At 62.9% G+C, this 23,263-nt stretch carries 10 protein-coding genes; 4 read left to right on the top strand and 6 right to left on the bottom strand.

Annotated elements, in window-relative coordinates:
- Nucleotides 1-64: 64 nt before the first annotated feature.
- From QMX91_RS16935 to QMX91_RS16915, 5 genes are read right to left on the bottom strand one after another with little or no spacing between them, the layout of a single operon-like run.
- Nucleotides 65-862, bottom strand: coding sequence for an enoyl-CoA hydratase-related protein (locus QMX91_RS16935; RefSeq protein WP_282413078.1), 798 nt, complete (start codon nucleotides 860-862; stop codon nucleotides 65-67).
- Entirely contained in the window at nucleotides 859-2,016 is a 1,158-nt protein-coding gene (atuD, locus tag QMX91_RS16930) for a citronellyl-CoA dehydrogenase (protein WP_282413077.1), read from the bottom strand. The genes QMX91_RS16935 and atuD overlap by 4 nt, the downstream gene beginning before the upstream one ends.
- Nucleotides 2,017-2,046: 30 nt before the next feature.
- On the bottom strand, nucleotides 2,047-3,663 hold the full coding sequence (gene atuC, locus QMX91_RS16925; RefSeq protein ID WP_027613408.1) for a geranyl-CoA carboxylase subunit beta: 1,617 nt from the start codon (nucleotides 3,661-3,663) through the stop codon (nucleotides 2,047-2,049).
- A gap of 3 nt (nucleotides 3,664-3,666) precedes the next feature.
- Nucleotides 3,667-4,536, bottom strand: a complete 870-nt coding sequence (locus tag QMX91_RS16920) for an SDR family oxidoreductase (RefSeq protein ID WP_115989249.1) — start codon at nucleotides 4,534-4,536, stop codon at nucleotides 3,667-3,669.
- A gap of 12 nt (nucleotides 4,537-4,548) precedes the next feature.
- Nucleotides 4,549-6,339 carry an acyclic terpene utilization AtuA family protein gene (locus QMX91_RS16915; protein ID WP_282413076.1) on the bottom strand — a complete coding sequence of 597 codons (1,791 nt, stop codon included), beginning with the start codon at nucleotides 6,337-6,339 and terminating at the stop codon, nucleotides 4,549-4,551.
- A gap of 183 nt (nucleotides 6,340-6,522) precedes the next feature.
- Between QMX91_RS16915 and QMX91_RS16910 the strand changes: the two genes are divergently transcribed.
- From QMX91_RS16910 to QMX91_RS16900, 3 genes are all read left to right on the top strand, one after another.
- Complete coding sequence (locus QMX91_RS16910) at nucleotides 6,523-7,146, top strand: TetR/AcrR family transcriptional regulator (RefSeq protein WP_027613405.1); 624 nt, start codon at nucleotides 6,523-6,525, stop codon at nucleotides 7,144-7,146.
- Between the two features lie 92 nt (nucleotides 7,147-7,238).
- A complete protein-coding gene (locus QMX91_RS16905; protein WP_098964866.1) occupies nucleotides 7,239-8,036 on the top strand; it encodes a transporter substrate-binding domain-containing protein in 798 nt (265 codons plus the stop codon).
- 79 nt (nucleotides 8,037-8,115) lie between these two features.
- A complete protein-coding gene (locus QMX91_RS16900) occupies nucleotides 8,116-9,129 on the top strand; it encodes a GNAT family N-acetyltransferase (protein WP_134786993.1) in 1,014 nt (337 codons plus the stop codon).
- Between the two features lie 134 nt (nucleotides 9,130-9,263).
- Here QMX91_RS16900 and QMX91_RS16895 read toward each other — a convergent pair whose 3' ends face one another.
- A complete protein-coding gene (locus QMX91_RS16895) occupies nucleotides 9,264-9,818 on the bottom strand; it encodes an RNA polymerase factor sigma-70 (protein ID WP_134786992.1) in 555 nt (184 codons plus the stop codon).
- 369 nt (nucleotides 9,819-10,187) lie between these two features.
- Between QMX91_RS16895 and QMX91_RS16890 the strand changes: the two genes are divergently transcribed.
- Nucleotides 10,188-23,186: a non-ribosomal peptide synthetase gene (locus QMX91_RS16890; RefSeq protein ID WP_282413075.1), complete on the top strand. Its 12,999-nt coding sequence runs from the start codon at nucleotides 10,188-10,190 to the stop codon at nucleotides 23,184-23,186.
- Nucleotides 23,187-23,263 lie beyond the last annotated feature (77 nt).

Raw genomic sequence — 23,263 nt, 5'->3', positions numbered from 1 at the left:
AGCAAGCCCGCTCCCACATTTGGAATGCGTTCCGTCTGTGGGAGCGGGCTTGCTCGCGAAGCTTTTAAGGGGCCCACCCAGGTTTACGTTTTTGCACGAAAGCTATGGTGCCCTCGATCCCTTCGGCCCCGGTCACCGCTTCGCTGAACCACCGCGCCGCTTCATCCAGCAATTCACTCGAAGGCTGCCCGGCACTGGCGAGCAGCAGTTTTTTGGTCGCCGCATTCGCTTCGGGTGCGCAGCACAAAACATGGTCGAGCACTTCGTCGAGTCGTTCTGCCAGTGCCTGCGGATCCTGCTCGACGAAATGCACCAGCCCCAGCCGCCGCGCCTGATGACCGTCGAAACGTGCGGCGGTCAGTGCCAGGCGGCGGGTTTCGGTCAGGCCGATGCGCTGCACCACGAACGGCGCAATCTGTGCCGGCAGCAGACCGAGGCTGGTTTCCGGCAGGCCGAACTGCGCCTGATGATCGGCCATGGCGATATCGCTGACACATGCCAGCCCGAAACCACCACCGAGCACTGCGCCCTGTAAAACGGTGATCAGCACTTGTGGTGCGTCCTGAGCTTCTTGCAGCAGGGCTCCAAAGGCGCGGTTCAACTCGCGGTAAGCGTCGGCCCCCTGGGCACGGGCATTGGCCATGTCCTTGATGTCGCCACCCGCACAGAAATGCCCACCGGCACCGCTGAGGACCAGAGCGCGAACCCCGCGGTCATCGCGCACCGCCGCCAATACCGCGCGCAGTTCGGCGACCATCTGCAGGCTCATCGCATTGCGGCTGTCGGGGCGATTGAGGGTGATGTGCAGCACGCCGCCGTGCTGTTCCAGCAGCAGCGTCTGGCAGTCGGGCAGGGCGCTCATTTCTTTTTCCCCGGCAGGATGCCCATCAGTTTGCAGATGATCCCCAGCATGATTTCGTCGGCGCCGCCGCCGATCGAAACCAGCCGCACGTCGCGATAGGCGCGGGCCACCGGGTTGTCCCACATGAAGCCCATGCCGCCCCAATATTGCAGGCAGCTGTCGCTGACTTCACGGCCGAGACGGCCGGCCTTGAGTTTGGCCATCGACGCGAGGCGCGTGACGTCCTGACCTTTCACATATTGCTCGGTGGCCTGATAGACCAGCGCTCGCAGGCATTCGATTTCGGTCTGCAGTTCGGCGAGGCGGAAGTGGATCACCTGATTGTCGATCAGCGCGTTGCCGAAGGTCTTGCGCTCCTTGCAGTACTCGATGGTGCTGTCGACGCAATATTCCAGACCCTTGATCATGTTCGCCGCGCCGAACAGGCGTTCTTCCTGGAACTGCAGCATCTGCATCATGAACCCGGCGCCTTCGTGGCCGATGCGGTTGCGCTGCGGCACACGCACGTTATCGAAAAACACCTGGGCGGTTTCCGAGCTGCGCATGCCGAGCTTGTCCAGGTGCGAGCTGAGGCTGATGCCCGGGGTGTTCATCGGCACCATGATCAGCGACTTGTTGATGTGCGGCTTGTCGTCCGAGGTATTGGCCAGCAGGCAGATGAAGTCGGCGCTGGGCGAGTTGGTGATCCACATCTTGCTGCCGTTGATCACGTAGTCGTCGCCGTCCTTGCGCGCGCTGGTCTTGAGTCCGGCGACGTCGGAGCCGGCACCGACTTCCGAGACGCCGATGCAACCGACCTGCTCGCCGGTGATCGCCGGACGGAGGAATTCGTCGCGTAATTCATCGGAGCCGAAACGGGCCAGCGCCGGGGTGCACATGTCGGTCTGCACGCCGATCGACATCGGAATGCCGCCGCAGTGGATAGTGCCGAACTCTTCGGCGGCGACAATCGAATAGCTGTAGTCGAGGCCCATGCCGCCGAATTTTTCCGGCTTGGAAATCCCCAGCAGGCCGAGGTCGCCGGCCCTGCGGAAAATCTCGTGGATTGGAAAGCGTCCGGCCTTTTCCCATTCATCGACGTGCGGGTTGATTTCGTGCTCGACGAATTGGCGGACGGTGCGGCGCAGTGCTTCGTGTTCCGGGGTGAAGATCATTTTTATTGTTCTCCTTGGGATCCGTGGCAGTCAGAAGCGGCTGACGCCGAAGCTGTTGGGTTGCAACGTGCGGATGTCGGCTTCGTGGCAGATATCCAGCAGGTAACCGAGCAGGGTGCGCGTATCGCGCGGATCGATCAGGCCGTCATCCCACAGGTTGGCGCTGCCGTAGAGCGCGGTGGACTGGCTGTCGAGTTTCTGCGCGGTGACCTGTTCGAGCATGTCGAGCATTTTCGGATCCGGCACCAGGCCTTCCTTGAGCTGTTTGGCCTCGGTGACGATGCGCAACACCTTGCCGGCCTGCGCGCCGCCCATTACCGCGGTGCGGCTGTTGGGCCAGGCGAAGATGAAACGTGGATCGAGACCGCGTCCGCACATCGCATAGTTGCCGGCACCGTAGGAGCCACCGACGACAATCGTCAGTTTAGGCACTCGCGCATTGGCCACCGCTTGAATCAGTTTCGAGCCGTGTTTGATCACGCCTTGCTGCTCGGACTCGGTGCCGACCATGAAACCGGTGGTGTTGTGGAAAAACAGCAGCGGCGTCTGGCTCTGGTCGCACAGCTGAATGAACTGCGCGGCCTTGCTCGCGCCGGCGGGGGTGATCGGGCCGTTGTTGCCGATCAAGCCGCAGGCGCGGCCGTGGATTTTCAACTGGCCGCAGATGGTTTGCTGATCGAACTCGCCCTTGAATTCGAGAAACTCCGATTCATCGGCAATCCGCGCAACGATTTCGCGCACGTCGTAGGGCTTCTTCGGGTCGTCGGGAATCAGCCCGAGCAGCTCGTCGATCGGGTACAGCGGCGCCTTGTATTGCGGCTCGGGCAGCCACGGCAGTTGCTCGTTCCACGGCAGCATGCGCAAGATCTCGCGGACCAGGCGCACGCCATCGGCATCGTTCTCGGCCAGATACTCGGCGGTGCCGGCGACCTGCGCGTGCATCTCGGCGCCGCCCAGCTCTTCATCGGTGGCGACCTCGCCAGTCGCGGCCTTGAGCAGTGGCGGTCCGGCGAGAAACAGCTTGGCCTTGCCGCGCACCACCACCACGTAATCCGACAGCCCCGGTTGATAGGCGCCACCGGCCGTCGCCGAGCCGTGCACCACGGTAATTTGCGGCAACCCCATGGCCGACATCCGCGCCTGATTGGCAAAACTGCGTGCGCCTTCGACGAATATCTCCGCCGCATAATTGAGGTTGGCGCCGCCGCTCTCTGCCAGAGTGATCACCGGCAGTTTGTTTTCCAGGGCGATCTGTTGCAGCCGCAGGGATTTTTTCAGGCCGGTGGGGGAGATCGTGCCGCCCTTGATCGCGCTGTTGTTGGCCACCACCATCGCCCGTATGCCGGACACGTAACCGATGCCGGCGATCAGGCCGCCACCGGCAGCGCTGCCGTCCTTGTCGTCGTGCAGCTTGTAGCCGGCCAGGCTCGCCAGTTCGAGGAACGGCGCGCCGGGGTCGAGCAGCAGGTTCAGGCGTTCGCGGGGCAGCAGTTGCCCGCGCTTGTCGAATTTGCCCTTGGCTTCGGCAGCCTTGTTCAGCAGGTTCTGTTCCAGTTGCTGGACTTGCTCGATGGCCGTGAGCATCGCCGCGCAGTTGCGCGCGAAAGCTTCACTGTGCGGATCGAGTTGGGACTGGATCTGCGGCATGGCTTACTCCTTGTCCTTGAGCACGTCGGGCAGGTACGCCCGATGGAAACCGTTGAACGACTCGCTGTGGCTTGCCTTGTGCAACGGCCATGCGCGGCTGCCGAGACTGGCCGCACCATCGATTTTCAAGGTGCTGCCGCTGATGAACGCCGCCGCCGGGCTGAGCAGAAAAACGATCGCCGCACTGACCTCCGATTCGGTACCGATGCGTTTGAGTGGCACGTGTTCGCGCAGGGTCGGGATCACGGCTTTGAAAGCGCCTTCATAAGTGTCCATGCCGCTGGACGCGATCCAGCCCGGCGCCACCGCATTGACCCGCACCCCGGCGTACCCCCACTCGAACGCGGCGGTTTTGGTGAAGTTGTCCATCCCCGAACGTGCCGCGCCCGAGTGGCCCATGCCGGGCATGCCGCCCCACATGTCGGCAAGCATGTTGACGATGTTGCCGCCGTGTTTGCTCATCGACTGGTTGAACACTTCCCGGGCCATCAGGAAGCCGCCGACCAGGTTGGTGCGCAATACGGTTTCAAAGCCTTTCTGATTGATCGCGGCCAGTGGCGACGGGTACTGGCCGCCGGCATTGTTGACCAGACCGTGGATCGGCCCGTGTTCGGCGATCAGCCCGGCGACCAGTTGTTTCACCGCGTCTTCGTCACGGATATCGCAGGCCTGCCAATGGGCGCGGCCGCCGTCTTCGCTGATTTCGGCGGCGACCTTTTGCAGCTTCTCCGGTTTGCGCCCGACCAGCAGCACAGTGGCGCCGAGCGCCGCCAGTTCATGCGCGGTGCAACGGCCGATGCCACTGCCGCCACCGGTGACGATGATGGTCTGGCCGCTGAACAGATCGGCTTTGAAAATCGATGCGTAAGCCATGAAGCCCAACCTCTAGTCGAGTTGTTCGGCGATGCTCTGCGGCACCGGGATCTGGATTTCCAGCAGTTGCTGAGCGAAGGCCTTGCCCTGGGGATCGATGCGCAGACTCGCCACGCCACCGCCGCCAAGCGCGTTCTCCAGCAGAAAATTCAGGCTGTGGGTGCCGGGCAGGTACCAGCGTTCGACCCGGCCGTGAATCGGGTCGAGCACATGGCGCATCCAGTCGACGATCACCGCTGGCGTCAGCGCTTCGGCGATCCATGGCAGGTATTCCGGTCGACGCGGCAGGACACCGATGTTGCTGTGGTTGCCCTTGTCACCGGAGCGCGCCACCGCCAGTTTCACCAACGGCACACTGGCGTCGGCGCGGCCTTGGGGTTTGGGTAGCTGGTCGGGGGTTGGCAGGTCATGGCTGTCGAGCGGCATTTGCGCGGGGAGGGCGCAGGGATGCTGTTCACCGGCCATGTCGATGTGCAGGGTGCAGGCGGTTTTATCGATCAGGAACGAGAACAGACGGATCAGCGGATACACCGTCGGCCGTCCGCCGACGATGCCGGTCAGTCCCGGTGCCATGCCGGTGGCAGCCTGGGCGATTTCCCGGGAGAACAGGATCAGCGCCGGTTTCAGTGGATGGCGCACCGCAAGTTTGATCACCACCTCGCGGCTGTCACGACGCTGGCCGTGAGGGCCGTATGTGGCTTCGCTGCCGAGCAGTTCAATGTTGACTTCGCTGTAGGGTGGCCAGCCGCGCTGGCTGAACATTTCTGCAGTCTTGTCGATGATTGCCTGACTGACGCGGCGCGCCTTGTCCACCGCATCGATGCCGGCGATCAGGCAACTGGCTGTGCAGCGGAATCCGTCCGGCCAGGTCGCGCTGACCTTGTATTTATCGCTGGGCGGCAGGCCTTTGGCTCCGTGGACGTGCACGGCGTTTTTGCCCTGTTGCTGCAGTTTCACTTGAGTGAAATCGCAGACTACATCCGGCAACAGATAGGCCTGCGGATCACCGATTTCATAGAGCATCTGCTCGCCAACGGTCAGCGGCGTCACCAATCCGCCGGAGCCTTCGGGTTTGCTCACGATGAACTGGCCGTCGGCACTGACTTCAACGATGGGAAAACCGATGTGTTCGTAGTCCGGCACGTCGCGCCAGTCGGTGAAATTGCCCCCGGTGCATTGCGCGCCGCATTCGATGATGTGCCCGGCGAGCGCGGCCTGGGCCAGTTTGTCGTAGTCGTGCCACGCCCAGCCGAACTCATGCACCAGCGCCGCACTGACCACCGCGCTGTCGACCACACGCCCGGTGATGACGATGTCGGCGCCCAGGCGCAGGGCTTCGACGATGCCCGGTGCGCCGAGGTAGGCGTTGGTCGATACGCACATCGGCGGCAGCGGCGTGCCGTTGAACATTTCGTGGATGCCTTGGGCGGCAAGTTGCTTGAATTGCGGTTGCAGGTCATCGCCGAGCAGCACGGCGATTTTCAGACTGACCCCGGCCTTGTCGCAGGCAGCCTGCAGGGCGGCGGCACAGGCTTTCGGATTGATCCCGCCGGCGTTGCTGATCACGCGAATTTTCTGTTCAGCCAGTTGCGGCAGCAGCGGCGCGAGCACCTCAACGAAGTCCCCGGCGAACCCTGCCTGCGGGTCCTTCATGCGCGCGCCGGCCATGATCGACAGGGTGATTTCGGCCAAGTAATCGAACACCAGATAATCCAGCTGCCCGCCGGCCACAAGTTGTGCGGCGGCGGTACTGGTGTCACCCCAGAATGCGCTGGCGCATCCGATCCGAACGGTGGTGGGCATTTTTATCTCCGACTCAGGAACCTGCGACAGAAGTGTCTGGAGGCTACCAAGCAAGCGCTTGGTTTGTAAACCACTGAAATATCTTCTGCCCAAGCGCTTGCTTGGTTGCGGCCCGCGGCTTAAATTGCGCGCAACCCTGCGTGTTCAGGGGGCAACAGACTGATCGACTGTAGGAGAGAACGGGTGGACGAGCAAAAAGCCCTGAGGGTCATGCGCGAACTGGTCGACCAGGGCCAGTTGACTGACCCCGACAGCGCCCGCGGCAAACTGCTGCAAGTGGCCGCTCACCTGTTCCGCAACAAAGGCTACGAGCGCACCACGGTGCGTGACCTGGCGGGGGCGGTGGGGATCCAGTCCGGGAGCATTTTTCATCACTTCAAGAGCAAGGATGAAATCCTCCGGGCGGTGATGGAAGAAACCATCCGCTACAACACCGCGCTGATGCGCGCCGCGTTGGCCGAAGCCAGTAACGTGCGCGAGCGGGTGCTGGCGCTGATTCGCTGCGAGTTGCAGTCGATCATGGGCGGCAGCGGCGAAGCCATGGCGGTGCTGGTCTATGAATGGCGTTCGCTGTCCGAAGAAGGTCAGGCCCGGGTGCTGGCCCTGCGCGATGTCTATGAAGACCTCTGGTTGCAGGTGCTGGGCGAAGCCAAGGAGGCGGGGTTTATCCGTGGCGATGTATTCATTACCCGACGTTTTCTCACTGGCGCGCTGTCCTGGACCACCACCTGGTTTCGTGCCGGCGGCAGCCTGAGCCTCGATCAGTTGGCCGATGAAGCGCTGATTCTGGTGCTCGAAGAGCGTTAACCCACGTTTCAACAGGTCAGGAAACTGGCTAACTGGGCGAAACCGCCTAGCTTGAATGCATTGATCGGTATTTTTTCGGGGAGTGGGGTGTTTTGAAGTCTTCGCCAATTCGGACGGCCACGGGGCTGGTACTCGTCGCGCTGACGGCATTTTCAGGGCTGCCTGCGCAGGCGGCGCAACTGGTTCGAGTGGGCGCCGCGCACTTTCCGCCTTACACCATCCGCCCGGAAAACGGTGCCGACACCGGTCTGCTGCCGGAATTGGTCGAAGCGCTGAATGCGTTGCAGAAGGAGTATCAGTTTGTCCTGGTACCGACCTCGATTCCCCGGCGTTTCGGTGACTTGAAGGAAGGGCGCACCGACATGGCGATTTTCGAAAACCCGGAGTGGGGCTGGAAGGACATTCCACACACCACGGTCGATATGGGTCTGGAAGATGCCGAGATTTTCGTCGCGCAACGCGAGGAGGGTCGGCAGCAGGATTACTTCTCGGACCTCAAGGGCAAGCGGCTGGCGCTGTACAGCGGTTATCACTACGAGTTCGCCAATTTCAACGCCGACCCCAAATTTCTCGCGGATACGTTCAAGGCCACGTTGACCTATTCCCATGACAGCAACCTGTTGATGGTGCTGCGCGGGCGCGCCGACATCGCCTTGGTCACGCGCTCTTACCTGTTCGACTACCTGAAACGCAACGAAAAGGTGGCCGACAAGTTGCTGGTGTCGCAGCGCATCGATCAGGTTTATCACCATTACTCCATTCTGCGCCCGGCCGCGCCGATCACCGGCGAGGCGTTTGGCAAATTGTTGCAGGAGCTGCGGGACAACGGGCAGATGCTGAAGATTTTCGAGCCATACAAGATCGCTCTGGTACCGGTACCGCAACACTGATTTGACCCCGCCGGCTAAATTTTCCCGTGCGGCTCACGTCCCATCGTTGAACTGTCGACGATTATCGTGAGCCCGACCCATGTCCAATCTGAATGACCTGACTGCCCTGGCCTTGCCTTCGGGCAGTGAACTGGTAGCCGATGCTACTGAAAGCCGTCTGAGCCTGAGCCTGGACGGGCAACCGCTGGTTCGCTTGCGTCTGAATCGTGACGGCACCGGCCCGATTCAGCTCGATGAGCGTTTTGCCCTGCCGCCCGGCCTGGCGTTGTGGGCTGCCTGTTACTGGTTGTTCGCCCGTGAGCCGGAGCGCCAGCAATTGCTCTGGCAGCTGGATCAGCCACCCACCGAAGCCTTGCTCAGCGGCTTGCTGGTCAGCACCGAAGTGGCCGGCGAATACCGTTGCGAGCGCACCCTGTTCTGGCAATTGCCGCAGCCATGGCTCGGTACATCGCTGAGCGGCAGCTACCCGCAACAAATGGTGATCAGCCAGGGCAAGCGCCATCCGCAGCGCCCGGTCAAGCCGCGCGGTGAAGTCTATCGACGTTTCGATGCACGCCTCGGGGCGTGGATTTCCCTGCGCACGCTGGAGATCGAGCAGGATCTGGCGCGGTTCAATCGCTGGCAGAACAGTCCGCGTGTCGCCAGTTTCTGGCAGGAGGAGGGCAGTCTTGAGCAGCATCGCGAATACCTGAGCAAGCTCGACGCCGATCCGCACACGCTGACGTTGATCGGCTGTTTCGACGATCAGCCGTTTGCCTATTTCGAGGCCTACTGGGCCAAGGAAGATCGCATCGCGCCGTTCTATGATGTCGACAATTACGACCGTGGCATTCACATGCTGGTGGGGGAAGAGAATCACCGTGGCCCGCACAAGGTCGCGAGCTGGTTGTCGGCGCTGGTGCACTATCTGTTTCTGGATGATCCGCGTACCCAGCGCGTGGTCGCCGAACCGCGTGCCGACAACGCGAAGATGATCGGCCACATGCAGAATCAGTGCTTCCACTGCGAGAAGGAATTCGACTTTCCGCACAAGCGCGCGGCGTTGATGATTCTGGGGCGTGAGCGGTTTTTTGATCGGTGCAAGCTGGCCTGAAGTGACAAGGCCTGGGATCTATTGCGGTTTCAAGTCTGCCTTCGCGAGCAAGCCCGCTCCCACATCGACCTGTGTACGCCGGTCAAATGTGGGTGCGGGCTTGCTCGCGAATGGCTTGACGCCGAATTCAGGGCTTAGCGACGACCCATCGAAGCCGCACCCCCACGACTGCCCGACACCTTGCGGCAGTGCACCAGCGCATCGCGAATCATGAAATTGACCAGGGTTGGCGAGACGCCGAGTTCCTTGGCGATGTCCTTTTGCGGCACGCCGTGCAGACGGTACATCTCGAAGGCGTAGCGGGTGCGGCTGGGCAGTTCGGTCAGCGCGTCGGCGATGTGTTCCAGCGTCGAGAAGTTGATATGCGAGGTTTCCGGCGAAGCGCCCTGAATGACCACATTCAACCCTTCCTCTTCCGGGCCTGAGTACTTCTGTTCCAGCGCCTGTTTGCGGTAGTGATCGATGGCGAGGTTGCGCACGATCTGGAACAGATAACTCAATTGCGCCTTGATCGACGACGTGATCGGCGGGGCCGACTGCAAGCGGAAGAACGCATCCTGCACCACGTCTTCGGCGCGCGAACGGCAGCCGGTAATGCGCGCTGCGATCTTCACCAGAATCAGTCGATTGTCGACGAAGGCCTGAAGTAGCGGTGAATCGCACCTGCTTGTGGATACTTGTTCCGTCATGGAAATCACCTTGCTGCCAATAGGTTAGTGGGACGCCGGGGGACGGGGCCGTCCTACACATCGAGCGACAAATTATGTTGAATGATAATGATTGTCAATTGAGAAAGAGAACTAATGCTCCTTAAAGGTGCGAATCGAGAACTGCGACACACCGCCACACCCCAGCCCCCGTTGGCGATCCAGCCTGCCGACTAATTATTTCAAGACGTCATCCGTTCTCATTGGTGAATGGTTCCGGGTACCGAGCCCCGGCCAGACAGCATTCCGATGCCTTGCGCGGTCGGCACAGACCGCGCCCTGCACGCCCTCGACCGGCGTGACGCAGCAACTCGATTCCACTTAGCAAGCCGAATTCAGGCAGGAAACCTCATGACCGACGCGTTCGAACTCCCCAGCACTCTGGTCCAAGCCCTCCAGCGCCGTGCGGCACAGACGCCGGATCGCCTGGCCCTGCGCTTTCTCGCCGAAACCGAGGAGCAGGGCGTGGTGCTCAGTTACCGCGAACTGGATCAACGCGCGCGGACCATTGCTGCCGCGTTGCAGGCCCAGGCTGAATTCGGTGATCGCGCGGTGCTGCTGTTTCCCAGCGGCGCGGATTACGTCGCGGCGTTTTTCGGTTGTCTGTACGCCGGGGTGATCGCGGTGCCGGCCTATCCGCCGGAATCCGCACGTCGGCATCACCAGGAACGCCTGCTGTCTATCATTGCCGACGCCGAACCGCGTCTGCTGCTGACCAGCGCCGACCTGCGCGATGCCTTGCAGCAAATCGATGGCGCGCCGCCGTTGCTGTGCGTCGATACCCTCGACAACGCCCTGGCCGAGCGCTGGGTCGAACCGACTTTGCCGCAAGACCACATCGCCTTCCTGCAATACACCTCCGGCTCCACCGCGCTGCCCAAAGGCGTGCAGGTCAGCCACGGTAATCTGGTGGCCAACGAGCTGCTGATCCGCCACGGTTTCGGCATCGACGTGAACCCCGACGATGTGATCGTCAGCTGGCTGCCGCTGTACCACGACATGGGTCTGATCGGCGGATTACTCCAGCCGATTTTCAGCGGCGTACCGTGCATCCTGATGTCACCCGCGTACTTCCTTGGTCGCCCGTTGCGCTGGCTTGAAGCGATCAGCCAATACGGCGGCACCATCAGCGGCGGGCCGGATTTCGCCTATCGTTTGTGCAGCGAGCGGGTCAGCGAATCAGCACTGGAGCGCCTCGACCTGAGCCGCTGGCGCGTGGCCTATTCCGGCTCCGAACCGATCCGTCTCGATACCCTTGAGCGCTTCGCCGAGAAGTTCACCCCGTGCGGCTTCAGCGAAGACAGCTTCATGGCCTCCTATGGTCTGGCCGAGGCGACCCTGTTTGTTGCCGGCACACCGCGCGGCACGGGCATTCCTGCGCTGCGTGTCGACGATCTGGCGCTGGCGCAAAATCGCGCCGAGCCGGGTGACGGCAGCCCGATCATGAGTTGCGGCATCAGCCAGCCTGAGCACGCGGTGCTGATCGTCGATCCGGGCAGCCTGCAAGAACTCAATGACAATGCGGTCGGTGAAGTCTGGGCCGCCGGGCCGAGCATCGCTCACGGCTACTGGCGCAACCCCGAGGCCAGCGCCAAGACCTTTGTCCAGCACGCCGGTCGCACCTGGCTGCGCACTGGCGATCTGGGCTTCATCCGCGACGGTGAACTGTTCATCACCGGGCGCCTGAAAGACATGCTGATCGTGCGTGGCCACAACCTCTATCCGCAGGACATCGAGAAGACCGTCGAGAACGAAGTGGAGGTGGTGCGCAAAGGTCGCGTCGCGGCATTCGCGGTCACTCAAGGCGGTGAAGAAGGCATTGGCATCGCCGCAGAAATCAGCCGCAGCGTGCAGAAAATCCTGCCGCCCGAAGCGCTGATCAAAGCTATTCGCCAAGCGGTGGCCGAGGCCTATCAAGAGGCGCCGAACGTGGTGGTGCTGCTCAACCCGGGCGCGCTGTCGAAGACGTCCAGCGGCAAGCTGCAACGCTCGGCGTGCCGCAATCGTCTGGCCGATGGCAGCCTCGACAGCTACGCGGTGTTCCCCTCCGCCGAGCTGCAAAGTACCGAGCCGACCCTGGCAGCTTCCGAGCTGGAAGCGCTGATTGGCAAGATCTGGGCCGAGCAACTCAACCTCAAACAGGTCAACGCCGACGATCATTTCTTCCTGCTCGGCGGCAACTCGATTGCGGCAACTCAGGTGATCGCCAAGGTGCGCGAAGAACTGGGCCTGGAGCTGAACCTGCGCCTGTTGTTCGAAGCACCGACCCTGTCGGCATTCGCCGCTGCCGTGGCGCAGCAGCAACAGGATGGCGGTAACGCCCAAGACGCAATCAACGCCTTGTCGCGCAGCGAAGCACTGCCGCAATCGCTGGCGCAAAACCGACTTTGGATCACCTGGCAACTCGACCCGCACAGCAGCGCCTACAACATCCCCGGCGCCCTGCGTCTGCGTGGCGAACTGGACGAAGATGCGCTGCGCGCCAGCTTCCAGCAACTGATCGAACGCCACGAATCGCTGCGCACGCGCTTCTTCGAGCGCGACGGCGTAGCGCTGCAACAAGTCGACGCCGCACCTGAATTCAACCTGCAACTGATCGACATCAGCGACCTGCCGGCGCACGAACGTGAAGCCCGCGCGCAACAGATCCGCGAGGACGAGGCGCGCACCCAGTTCGATCTGGAAAAAGGCCCACTGCTGTGGGTGACACTCGTACGTCTCGACGACGAAGATCATCAGCTTCTGGTGACGCTGCATCACATCATCGCCGACGGCTGGTCGCTGAACGTGCTGATCGACGAATTCTCGCGCCTGTACGCTGCGGCATCCCAAGGCCAGCGCGCCGAACTCGCGCCGCTGCCCACCCAATACGCCGACTACGGCAGTTGGCAGCGCCAATGGCTGGCGCAAGGCGAGGGCGAGCGGCAACTGGCGTACTGGAAAGCCCGGCTGGGCGACGAACATCCGGTGCTGGAACTGGCCACCGACCACCCGCGTTCAGCCAGACAATTGCACAGCGCCGCGCGCCACAGCGTGCGCCTCGGTGTCAGCCTCAGCGACGCGATCAAGCAGACCGCCCAGGCTCACCAGTCGACGCCGTTCATGCTGTTGCTCTCGGCGTTCCAGAGCCTGCTGCACCGCTACAGCGGTCAACGCGATATCCGCATCGGCATCCCCAACGCCAACCGTCCGCGCCTCGAAACCCAGGGTCTGATCGGCTTCTTCATCAACACTCAGGTGCTGCGTGCCGAGGTTGATTCGCGGCTGTCGTTTGTCGAGTTGCTGGCGCAGACCCGCGAGGCTGCACTGGGTGCGCAGGCCCATCAGGATCTGCCGTTCGAACAACTGCTCGAAGCGTTCCCGCAGGCCCGTGAACAGGGTCTGTTCCAGGTCATGTTCAACCACCAGCAACGCGACTTGAGTGCGCTCAAGCGCCTGCCGGGCCTGCTCGCCGAAGAACTGCCGTGGCACAGCCGCGAAGCCAAGTTCGACCTGCAACTGCACAGCGAAGAAGATCGCAACGGGCGCTTGACCCTGTCCTTCGACTACGCCGATGAACTGTTCGACGCGGCGACCATCGAGCGTCTGGCCGAACATTTCAGCAACCTGCTGCGCGCGGTCTGCGAACAACCGCAACAGGCGATCGGCGACCTGCCATTGCTGACTCCGTGCGAGCAGGAACAGCAACAAGCGTGGAGCGTCGCCCCGTGCACCCCGGCGCAGCAATGGCTGCCGGAACTGCTCAACGAACAGGCACGCCAGACTCCGGAACGCACCGCGCTGGTGTGGGACGGAGGTAGCCTCGACTTCGCCGAATTGCACGCCCAGGCCAACCGTCTCGCGCATTATCTGCGCGACAAAGGTGTCGGCCCGGATGTGTGCGTGGCGATTGCCGCCGAGCGTTCGTCGCAACTGCTGATCGGCCTGCTGGCGATTATCAAGGCCGGTGGCGCTTATGTGCCGCTGGATCCGGATTATCCGGCCGAGCGCTTGGCTTACATGCTCAGCGACAGCGGCGTCGAACTGCTACTGACCCAGACCGCATTGCTCGATCGCTTGCCGGCCAGTGACGGCGTCAGCGTGATCGCCATGGACGCGCTGCATCTGGAGAACTGGCCGAGCCAGGCGCCGGGTCTGCACCTGCATGGCGACAACCTCGCCTACGTGATTTACACCTCCGGCTCCACCGGGCAACCGAAAGGCGTCGGCAACACCCATGCCGCGTTGGCCGAACGGCTGCAGTGGATGCAGAACAGCTATCGCCTGAATGACAGCGACGTGCTGATGCAAAAGGCGCCGATCAGTTTCGACGTATCGGTGTGGGAATGCTTCTGGCCGCTGATCACTGGCGCGCGTCTGCTGATCGCCGGCCCTGGTGAACACCGCGATCCGCATCGCATCGCGCAGTTGGTTCAGCAATACGGCGTGACTACGCTGCACTTCGTGCCGCCGCTGCTCGCGCTGTTCATCGATGAGCCGCTGAGCGCCGAATGCACCAGCCTGCGCCGGTTATTCTCCGGCGGTGAAGCGCTGCCGGCGGAACTGCGCAACCGCGTGCTGGCGCAGCTGCCGGCGGTGCAACTGCACAACCGTTACGGCCCGACCGAAACCGCGATCAACGTCACCCACTGGCACTGCACCACGGCCGACGGCGAGCGTTCACCAATTGGCCGGCCGCTGGGCAACGTGATCTGCCGCGTGCTCGACGCCGATCTCAATCCCGTACCGGCCGGTGTTCCGGGTGAACTGTGCATCAGCGGCATCGGTCTGGCCCGGGGTTACCTCGGTCGCCCGGCGCTGACGGCCGAGCGCTTTGTGGTCGACCCGTTGGGCGAGCAGGGCGCACGTTTGTACCGCACCGGTGACCGTGCACGCTGGACCTCGGACGGCGTGATCGAATACCTCGGGCGCCTTGATCAGCAGGTCAAACTGCGTGGTTTCCGCGTTGAACCGGAAGAAATCGAAGCGCGGCTGCTGGCTCAGAACGGCGTCGCCCAAGCCGTGGTGCTGGTACGGGAAACCGCAACCGGCGCGCAACTGATCGGCTATTTCACTGCCGCCGACGCCAGCGAAGATCAGCACGTGCAGATCGCCCGCCTGAAAACCGCACTGGCCGCCGAACTGCCGGAATACATGGTCCCGGCGCAACTGATGCGCCTGGACGCAATGCCCCTGAGCCCGAGCGGCAAGCTCGACCGCCGCGCCTTGCCCGAGCCGCAGTGGCAGGTGCGTGAACACGTCGAACCGGTCACCGAGCTGGAGCAACAGATCGCCGCGATCTGGCGTGAAGTGCTGGGTCTGCCACGGATCGGTCTGCGCGACGACTTCTTCGCCCTCGGCGGGCACTCGTTGCTGGCCACGCAAATCATCTCGCGCAGCCGGCAGGCCTGTGACGTCGAGTTGCCGTTACGCGCGTTGTTCGAGCACAGCGAACTCGGTGACTTCGCCGAGCAGATCCGGCTGATCCAGGCCAGCGGCCAGACCAACCAGCAGCCGCCGATTGCCAAAGTCGATCGCCGCCAAGCGGTGCCGTTGTCGTACTCGCAACAACGCATGTGGTTCCTCTGGCAGATGGAACCGGACAGCCCGGCGTACAACGTCGGCGGCATGGCGCGCCTGCGCGGCGTGTTGCACGTCGAGCATTTCGAGGCAGCCTTGCAGGCGTTGATCCTGCGCCACGAAACCCTGCGCACCACGTTCCCGAGCGTCGATGGCGTGGCCCGTCAACAGGTGCATGCCGAGACCGGCGTGCGCATGGGCTGGAAGGATTTCTCGAAACTGCCGGCTGACCAGCGTGAGCAGCAGGTCCAGCAACTGGCCGATGACGAAGCGCATCTGCCGTTCGACCTGGAAAGCGGCCCGCTGCTTCGCGCCTGTCTGGTGAAGACCGCCGAGCACGAGCATTACTTCGTGCTGACCCTGCATCACATCGTCACCGAAGGCTGGGCGATGGATATTTTTGCCCGCGAGCTCAGCGCGCTGTACGAAGCGTTCGTCGATGACCGCGATTCGCCGCTTGAAGCGTTGCCGGTGCAGTACCTGGATTACAGCGTCTGGCAACGGCAGTGGCTGGAGTCAGGTGAACGTCAGCGCCAGCTCGACTACTGGACCGCGCAACTGGGTCGCGAACATCCGTTGCTGGAACTGCCCGGCGACCGTCCGCGGCCACCGGTGCAAAGCCACCAGGGTGAGCTGTTCCGTTTCGATCTGAGCGACGATCTCGCCGCTCGCGTCCGCGCGTTCAATGCGCAGAACGGTCTGACCCTGTTCATGACCATGACCGCTGCGCTCGCCACCTTGCTCTACCGCTACAGCGGCCAGACCGACTTGCGCATCGGCGCGCCGGTGGCCAACCGTATCCGCCCGGAAAGCGAAGGGCTGATCGGCGCATTCCTCAACACTCAGGTGCTGCGTTGCCAGCTCGACGGGCAGATGTCGGTGGGCGAATTGTTCGAGCAAGTGCGCCACACCGTTATCGAAGGCCAGTCGCATCAGGACCTGCCGTTCGATCATCTGGTCGAAGCGCTGCAACCGCCGCGCAGTGCGGCGTACAACCCGTTGTTCCAGGTGATGTGCAACGTGCAGCGCTGGGAATTCCAGCAGAGCCGGATGCTCGCCGGGATGACCGTCGAGTACCTGGCCAACGATGCGCGGGCGACCAAGTTCGACCTCAACCTGGAAGTCACCGACCTCGATCATCGCCTCGGTTGCTGCCTGACCTACAGCACCGACCTGTTCGACGAACCGACCATCGCGCGCATGGCCCAGCATTGGCGCAACCTGCTGGAAGCGTTGATCGCCGATCCGCAACAGCGTCTGAGCCAGTTGCCGCTGCTCGCCCCGACTGAACAACAGCAGTTGCTCGACAGCCTCGGCGTTGAACCGGGCGAACGTCGTCTCGACCAGTGCATCCATCACCTGTTCGCCGAGCAGGCGCTGGCGCGCAAAGATGCCCCGGCCCTGACTTTCGCCGGACAGACTTTGAGCTACGCCGAACTCGATGCCCGCGCCAATCGCCTGGCCTGGGCCCTGCGCGAGCGTGGGGTCGGCCCGCAAGTGCGGGTTGGTCTGGCGCTGGAGCGTTCGCTGGAAATGGTCGTCGGCCTGCTGGCGATTCTCAAGGCCGGCGGCGCTTATGTGCCGCTGGACCCGGAATATCCGCTCGATCGCCTGCACTACATGATCGAAGACAGCCGCATCGGTCTGCTGCTCAGCGACCGGGCGATGTTCACTGCCCTCGGTGATTTGCCGTCGAGCGTGGCGCGCTGGTGCCTGGAAGATGACAGCGCGGCGCTGGCGGATTACCCGGCCACTGAGCTGCCCTTTATCAGCCTGCCGCAGCATCAGGCCTATCTGATTTACACCTCGGGCTCGACCGGCAAGCCGAAAGGCGTGGTGGTGTCCCACGGTGAAATCGCCATGCATTGCCAGGCCGTGATCGAACGTTTCGGCATGCGCCCGGACGACTGCGAGCTGCACTTCTATTCGATCAACTTCGACGCCGCCACCGAGCGTCTGCTGGTGCCGTTGCTCAGCGGCGCGCACGTGGTGCTGCGAGCGCAAGGGCAGTGGGATGCGGAAGAAATCTGCGGGTTGATCCGCACCCACCGGATCAATGTGCTCGGCTTCACCCCGAGCTATGGCAGCCAGTTGGCGCAGTTCCTCGCGACGCAAAACCAGGTTCTGCCGGTGCGGATGATCATCACCGGCGGCGAAGCGCTGACCGGCGAACACCTGCAACGGATTCGCGCGGCGTTCAAGCCGAGTCTGTTCTTCAATGCCTATGGCCCGACTGAAACGGTGGTCATGCCGCTCGCCAGTCTCGCCCCGGAAGTGCTGGAAGAAGGCGCCGGCAGCGTGCCGATCGGCAGCGTGATCGGTGATCGCGTGGCTTACATTCTCGACGCCGATCTGGCGTTGGTACCGCAAGGTGCGACCGGTGAGTTGTTCGTCGGCGGCGCCGGTCTGGCGCAGGGCTATCACGACCGTCCGGGCATCAGCGCCGAGCGTTTCGTGGCAGACCCGTTTGCCGCCGATGGCGGGCGCATGTACCGCACCGGCGATCTGGTGCGCCAGCGTGCCGATGGGCTGGTGGAGTACCTGGGGCGGATCGACCATCAGGTGAAAATCCGTGGTTTCCGCATCGAGCTGGGTGAGATCGAAACCCGTCTGCTCGATCACCACTCGATCCGCGAAGCGGTGGTGCTGGCGCTGGATGCGCCGAGCGGCAAGCAACTGGTGGGCTACCTGGTCAGCGACGTCGCCGAGCAAGGCGAAGCGCAACAGGCCGAACTGCGTGAAGCACTGAAGTCGCACCTCAAGGCGCAATTGCCGGACTACATGGTGCCGACGCACCTGATCCTGCTGGCGAGCATGCCGCTGACCGCCAACGGCAAACTCGACCGCCGCGCCTTGCCGGCACCGGATCCCGAGCTGAACCGTCAGCACTACGTCGCCCCGAGCAATGAGCTGGAGCAGACCCTGGCGCAGATCTGGTGCGAGGTGCTCAACGTCGAGCAGGTCGGTCTCAACGACAACTTCTTCGAACTCGGCGGCGACTCGATCCTGTCGATTCAAGTGGTCAGCCGTGCGCGGCAGCAGGGCATTCATTTCAGTCCACGGGATCTGTTCCAGCATCAGACGGTGCAGACCCTGGCCGCTGTCGCCAGCCGCAGCGAGCAAGTCACTGCCGAGCAGGGACTGGTGGTCGGTGAGTCGGCCATGACGCCGATCCAGCACTGGTTCTTCGATACTGATATTCCTGAGCGTCAGCACTGGAACCAGGCGCTGCTGCTGGAGCCGAGCGTGGTGCTGGAACCGCATCGTCTGGAGCAGGCGCTGCTGGCAGTGATCGAACAGCACGACGCCCTGCGTCTGCGCTTCACTCAGGCCAACGATCAATGGCAGGCAACGCATCAACCGGTGTCCGACGCCGAGGTGTTGTGGCAGGTGCGGGTGGCGGCGATGGACCAGTGCGCAGCACTGTTCGCCGATGCCCAGCGCAGTCTCGATTTGCAAAACGGCCCGCTGCTGCGCGCCTTGCTGGTCGATGGTCCCGAAGGGCAGCAACGCCTGTTTATTGCGATCCATCACCTGGTGGTCGACGGCGTGTCGTGGCGCGTCTTGCTCGACGATCTGCAAACCGTGTACCGCCAGCTCGAAGCCGAACAGTCGGTAAAACTGCCGGCGAAAACCAGTGCCTTCAAGGACTGGGCGGCACGTTTGCAGGCCTACGCCGGCAGCGAATCACTGCGTGAAGAACTGAACTGGTGGCAAACCCAACTGGCCGGATCGAACGCCGATCTGCCGTGCGAAAACCCGCAGGGCGGACAACAGAATCGTCACGCGCAAACCGTCAGCGTGCGCCTCGATGCCGAGCGTACCCAACAACTGCTGCAACAGGCACCGCGGGCCTACCGCACGCAGGTCAACGATCTGCTGCTGACCGCGCTGGCCCGCGTGCTGTGCCGCTGGAGCGGGCAGCCGTCGGCATTGATTCAACTGGAAGGCCACGGCCGCGAAACCCTGTTCGACGAGATCGACCTGACTCGCACCGTCGGTTGGTTCACCAGCGCCTATCCATTACGCCTGACCCCGCACAACATCGAAGAGGCCGCCGGGCAGGGCGCTTCGATCAAGGCGATCAAGGAACAACTGCGCGCGGTGCCGCACAAAGGCCTCGGCTATGGCGTGCTGCGCTATCTGGCCGATGACCTCAGCCAGCGCAGCATGGCGGCGTTGCCGAACGCACCGGTGACCTTCAACTACCTCGGCCAGTTCGATCAGAGTTTCGCCAGCGATGCGCTGTTCCGTCCGCTGGACGAGCCGGTCGGTGCGGCCCACGATCCGCAGGCGCCGTTGCCCAACGAGTTGAGCATCGACAGTCAGGTGTACGGCGGCGAACTGCTGCTGCGCTGGACTTTCAGCGCCGAGCGCCATGAGAGGCAAACCATCAACGATCTGGCCGACGCTTACCTCGGCGAGCTGCAAAGCCTGATCGGCCATTGCCTGCAAGACACGGCCGGTGGCCTGACGCCGTCGGACTTCCCGCTGGCGAAACTGACCCAGGCGCAACTCGATGCACTGCCGGTGCCGGCGGCGCACATCGAAGACGTCTACCCGCTGACGCCGATGCAGGAAGGCATGTTGCTGCACACCTTGCTCGAACCGGGCACCGGTCTGTACTACATGCAGGATCGCTACCGCATCAACAGCGAGCTCGATCCCGAGCGTTTCGCCCAGGCCTGGCAAGCGGTGGTCGCCCGTCATGAAGCGCTGCGTGCATCGTTCTGCTGGAACGTCGGCGAGGACATGCTGCAAGTGATCCACACCCCGGGTCGTACGCCGATCGAGTACCTGGACTGGAGCGCCATCGCCGAGGACGAGCAAGAACCGAAGCTGCAAGCGCTGCTGAAAAGCGAGCGTGAGGCCGGGTTCGATCTGCTCAATCAGGCACCGTTCCACCTGCGCCTGATCAAGGTCGGCACGGCGCGTTACTGGTTCATGATGAGTAACCACCACATCCTCATCGATGCCTGGTGCCGTTCGCTGCTGATGAACGATTTCTTCGAGATTTACACCGCCCTCGGTGAAGGTCGCGAAGCACAGTTGTCGGTGCCGCCGCGTTACCGCGACTACATCGGCTGGCTGCAACGCCAGAGCCTGGCCGAGGCACGTCAGTGGTGGCAGCAGAACCTGCAAGGTTTCGAGCGCACCACGCCGATCCCGAGCGACCGACCGTTCCTACGCGAACACGCCGGCGAAAGCGGCGGCATGATCGTCGGTGACCGCTACACCCGTCTCAACGTTGAAGATGGCGTCCGGCTGCGCGAGCTGGCCCAGGCTCATCAACTGACCATCAACACCTTCGCTCAAGCGGCATGGGCCTTGGTGCTGCGCCGCCTGAGCGGTGATCGCGACGTGCTGTTCGGCGTCACCGTGGCCGGGCGTCCGGTGGAAATGCCGGAGATGCAGCGCACCGTCGGCCTGTTCATCAACAGCATCGCGCTGCGGGTAAAAATGCCTGAGGACGATCAGCGCAGCAGCGTGCGGCAGTGGTTGAGCGGGTTGCTCGACAGCAACATGCAACTGCGCGAGTACGAATACCTGCCGCTGGTGAACATTCAGGAACAGAGCGAATTGCCGAAAGGCCAGCCGCTGTTCGACAGTCTGTTCGTGTTCGAGAACGCGCCGGTGGAAGTCTCGGTGCTGGACCGTGCACAGAGCCTCAACGCTACATCGGACTCTGGTCGTACCCACACCAACTTCCCGCTGACGGCGGTGTGCTACCCGGGCGATGACCTCGGCCTGCATCTGTCCTATGACCAGCGCTACTTCGACGAATCGACGATCGAGCGCATGCTCGGTGAGTTCAAGCGCCTGCTGCTGGCATTGGTCGATGGCTTCCATGGCGACATGGCTGACCTGCCGCTGCTGGGCTTTGATGAGCAGGAATTCCTGCTGCACGGCTGCAACCAGAGCGCCCACGATTATCCGCTGGAGCAGAGCTACGTGGCGCTGTTCGAAGCGCAGGTCGCGGCGCATCCGCAGCGCATCGCCGCTACGTGCCTTGATCAGCAACTGAGCTATGCGGCGCTCAACCACAACGCCAACCGCCTCGGCCATGCACTGGCCGCCGCCGGGGTGCAGTTGGATCAACCGGTAGCGTTGCTGGCCGAACGTAATCTGGATCTTTTGGGGATGATCATCGGCAGCTTCAAGGCCGGTGCCGGTTACCTGCCGCTGGATCCGGGCCTGCCGAGCCAGCGTCTGCAACGCATCATCGAACTGAGCCGCACGCCAGTGCTGGTGTGCAGCGAAGCCTGCCGCGAACAGGCGCAGACTTTGCTCGATGAGTTCAGCTGCGCCAACCGTCCACGGCTGTTGGTCTGGGAGGAGATTCAGGCTGCTGCGACTAGCGCCGAAAACCTCGGTATCCACAGCGGTCCGGACAACCTGGCCTACGTGATCTACACCTCGGGTTCGACCGGTCTGCCGAAAGGCGTGATGATCGAGCAGCGCGGCATGCTCAACAACCAATTGAGCAAAGTGCCGTACCTGCAACTGACGGACGCCGACGTGATCGCGCAGACCGCATCGCAAAGCTTCGACATTTCGGTCTGGCAGTTCCTCGCCGCGCCGCTGTTCGGGGCGCGGGTGGACATTGTGCCGAACACTATCGCTCACGATCCGCAGGGGTTGCTGATGCATGTGCAGGCGCAGGGGATCACCGTGCTCGAGAGCGTGCCGTCGTTGATTCAGGGCATGCTCGCCTCCGAGCGCCTGAGCCTCGACGGTCTGCGCTGGATGCTGCCGACCGGTGAAGCCATGCCGCCGGAACTCGCGCACCAGTGGCTGCTGCGTTATCCGCAGATCGGTCTGGTCAATGCTTATGGCCCGGCGGAATGCTCCGATGACGTGGCGTTCTTCCGTGTGGACATGGCTTCGACTCACGGCAGCTATTTGCCGATCGGTACGCCGACCGACAACAACTTGCTGTATCTGGTCGATGGCGCGCTGGAACTGGTGCCGCTGGGCGCGGTGGGTGAGTTGTGCGTGGCCGGGACCGGTGTCGGTCGCGGTTACGTCAGCGATCCGCTGCGCACCGCGCCGGTATTTGTGCCGAACCCGTTCGGCGCGCCGGGCGAGCGTCTGTATCGCACCGGTGACCTCGCGCGGCGGCGCAGTGACGGGGTGCTGGAGTACGTTGGCCGGGTCGACCATCAGGTGAAGATTCGCGGTTACCGGATCGAACTGGGTGAAATCGAAGCGCGTCTGCACGAACAGCCGGAAGTCCGCGATGCGGCGGTCGGCGTGCAGGAAGGCGTGAATGGCAAGCACTTGGTCGGTTATCTGGTCGCGGCGGATTCGGCGCTCAACCCGAGCGAACGTCTGGAGCGGATCAAGCAACGCCTGCGTAGCGAACTGCCGGAATACATGGTGCCGCTGCACTGGTTGTGGCTCGATCAGCTGCCGCACAACGCCAACGGTAAACTCGACCGCAAGGCCTTGCCGGCCCTGGAAATCGGCCAGTTGCAGAGTCAGGATTACCTGGCCCCGCGCAACGAGCTGGAGCAGACCCTGGCCGACATCTGGGCCGAAGTGCTCAAGGTCGACAAGGTCGGGGTGCGCGACAACTTCTTCGAGCTGGGCGGGCATTCGTTGCTGGCCACGCAGATCGCCTCGCGGGTGCAGAAAACCCTGCAACGCGATGTGCCGCTGCGGGCGATGTTCGAGTGCAGCACGGTGCAGGAACTGGCCGAGTACATCGAAGGCCTGGCGGCGAGTGACATGACCGAGGACAAGGTGGATCGCTTGAATGATCTGATGGCGGAGCTGGAAGGGCTTTGATTCTCTAGTGCCGGCACTGGCCCTTTCGCGAGCAAGCTCGCTCCCACATTTAGTACTGTGTACGCAGAACCAATGTG

It is taken from the genome of Pseudomonas sp. PS01299 (assembly GCF_029960145.1).
In the GTDB taxonomy this organism is placed as follows: Bacteria; Pseudomonadota; Gammaproteobacteria; order Pseudomonadales; family Pseudomonadaceae; genus Aquipseudomonas; species Aquipseudomonas putida_A.
This window is presented reverse-complemented; position numbering and strand designations above follow the sequence as displayed.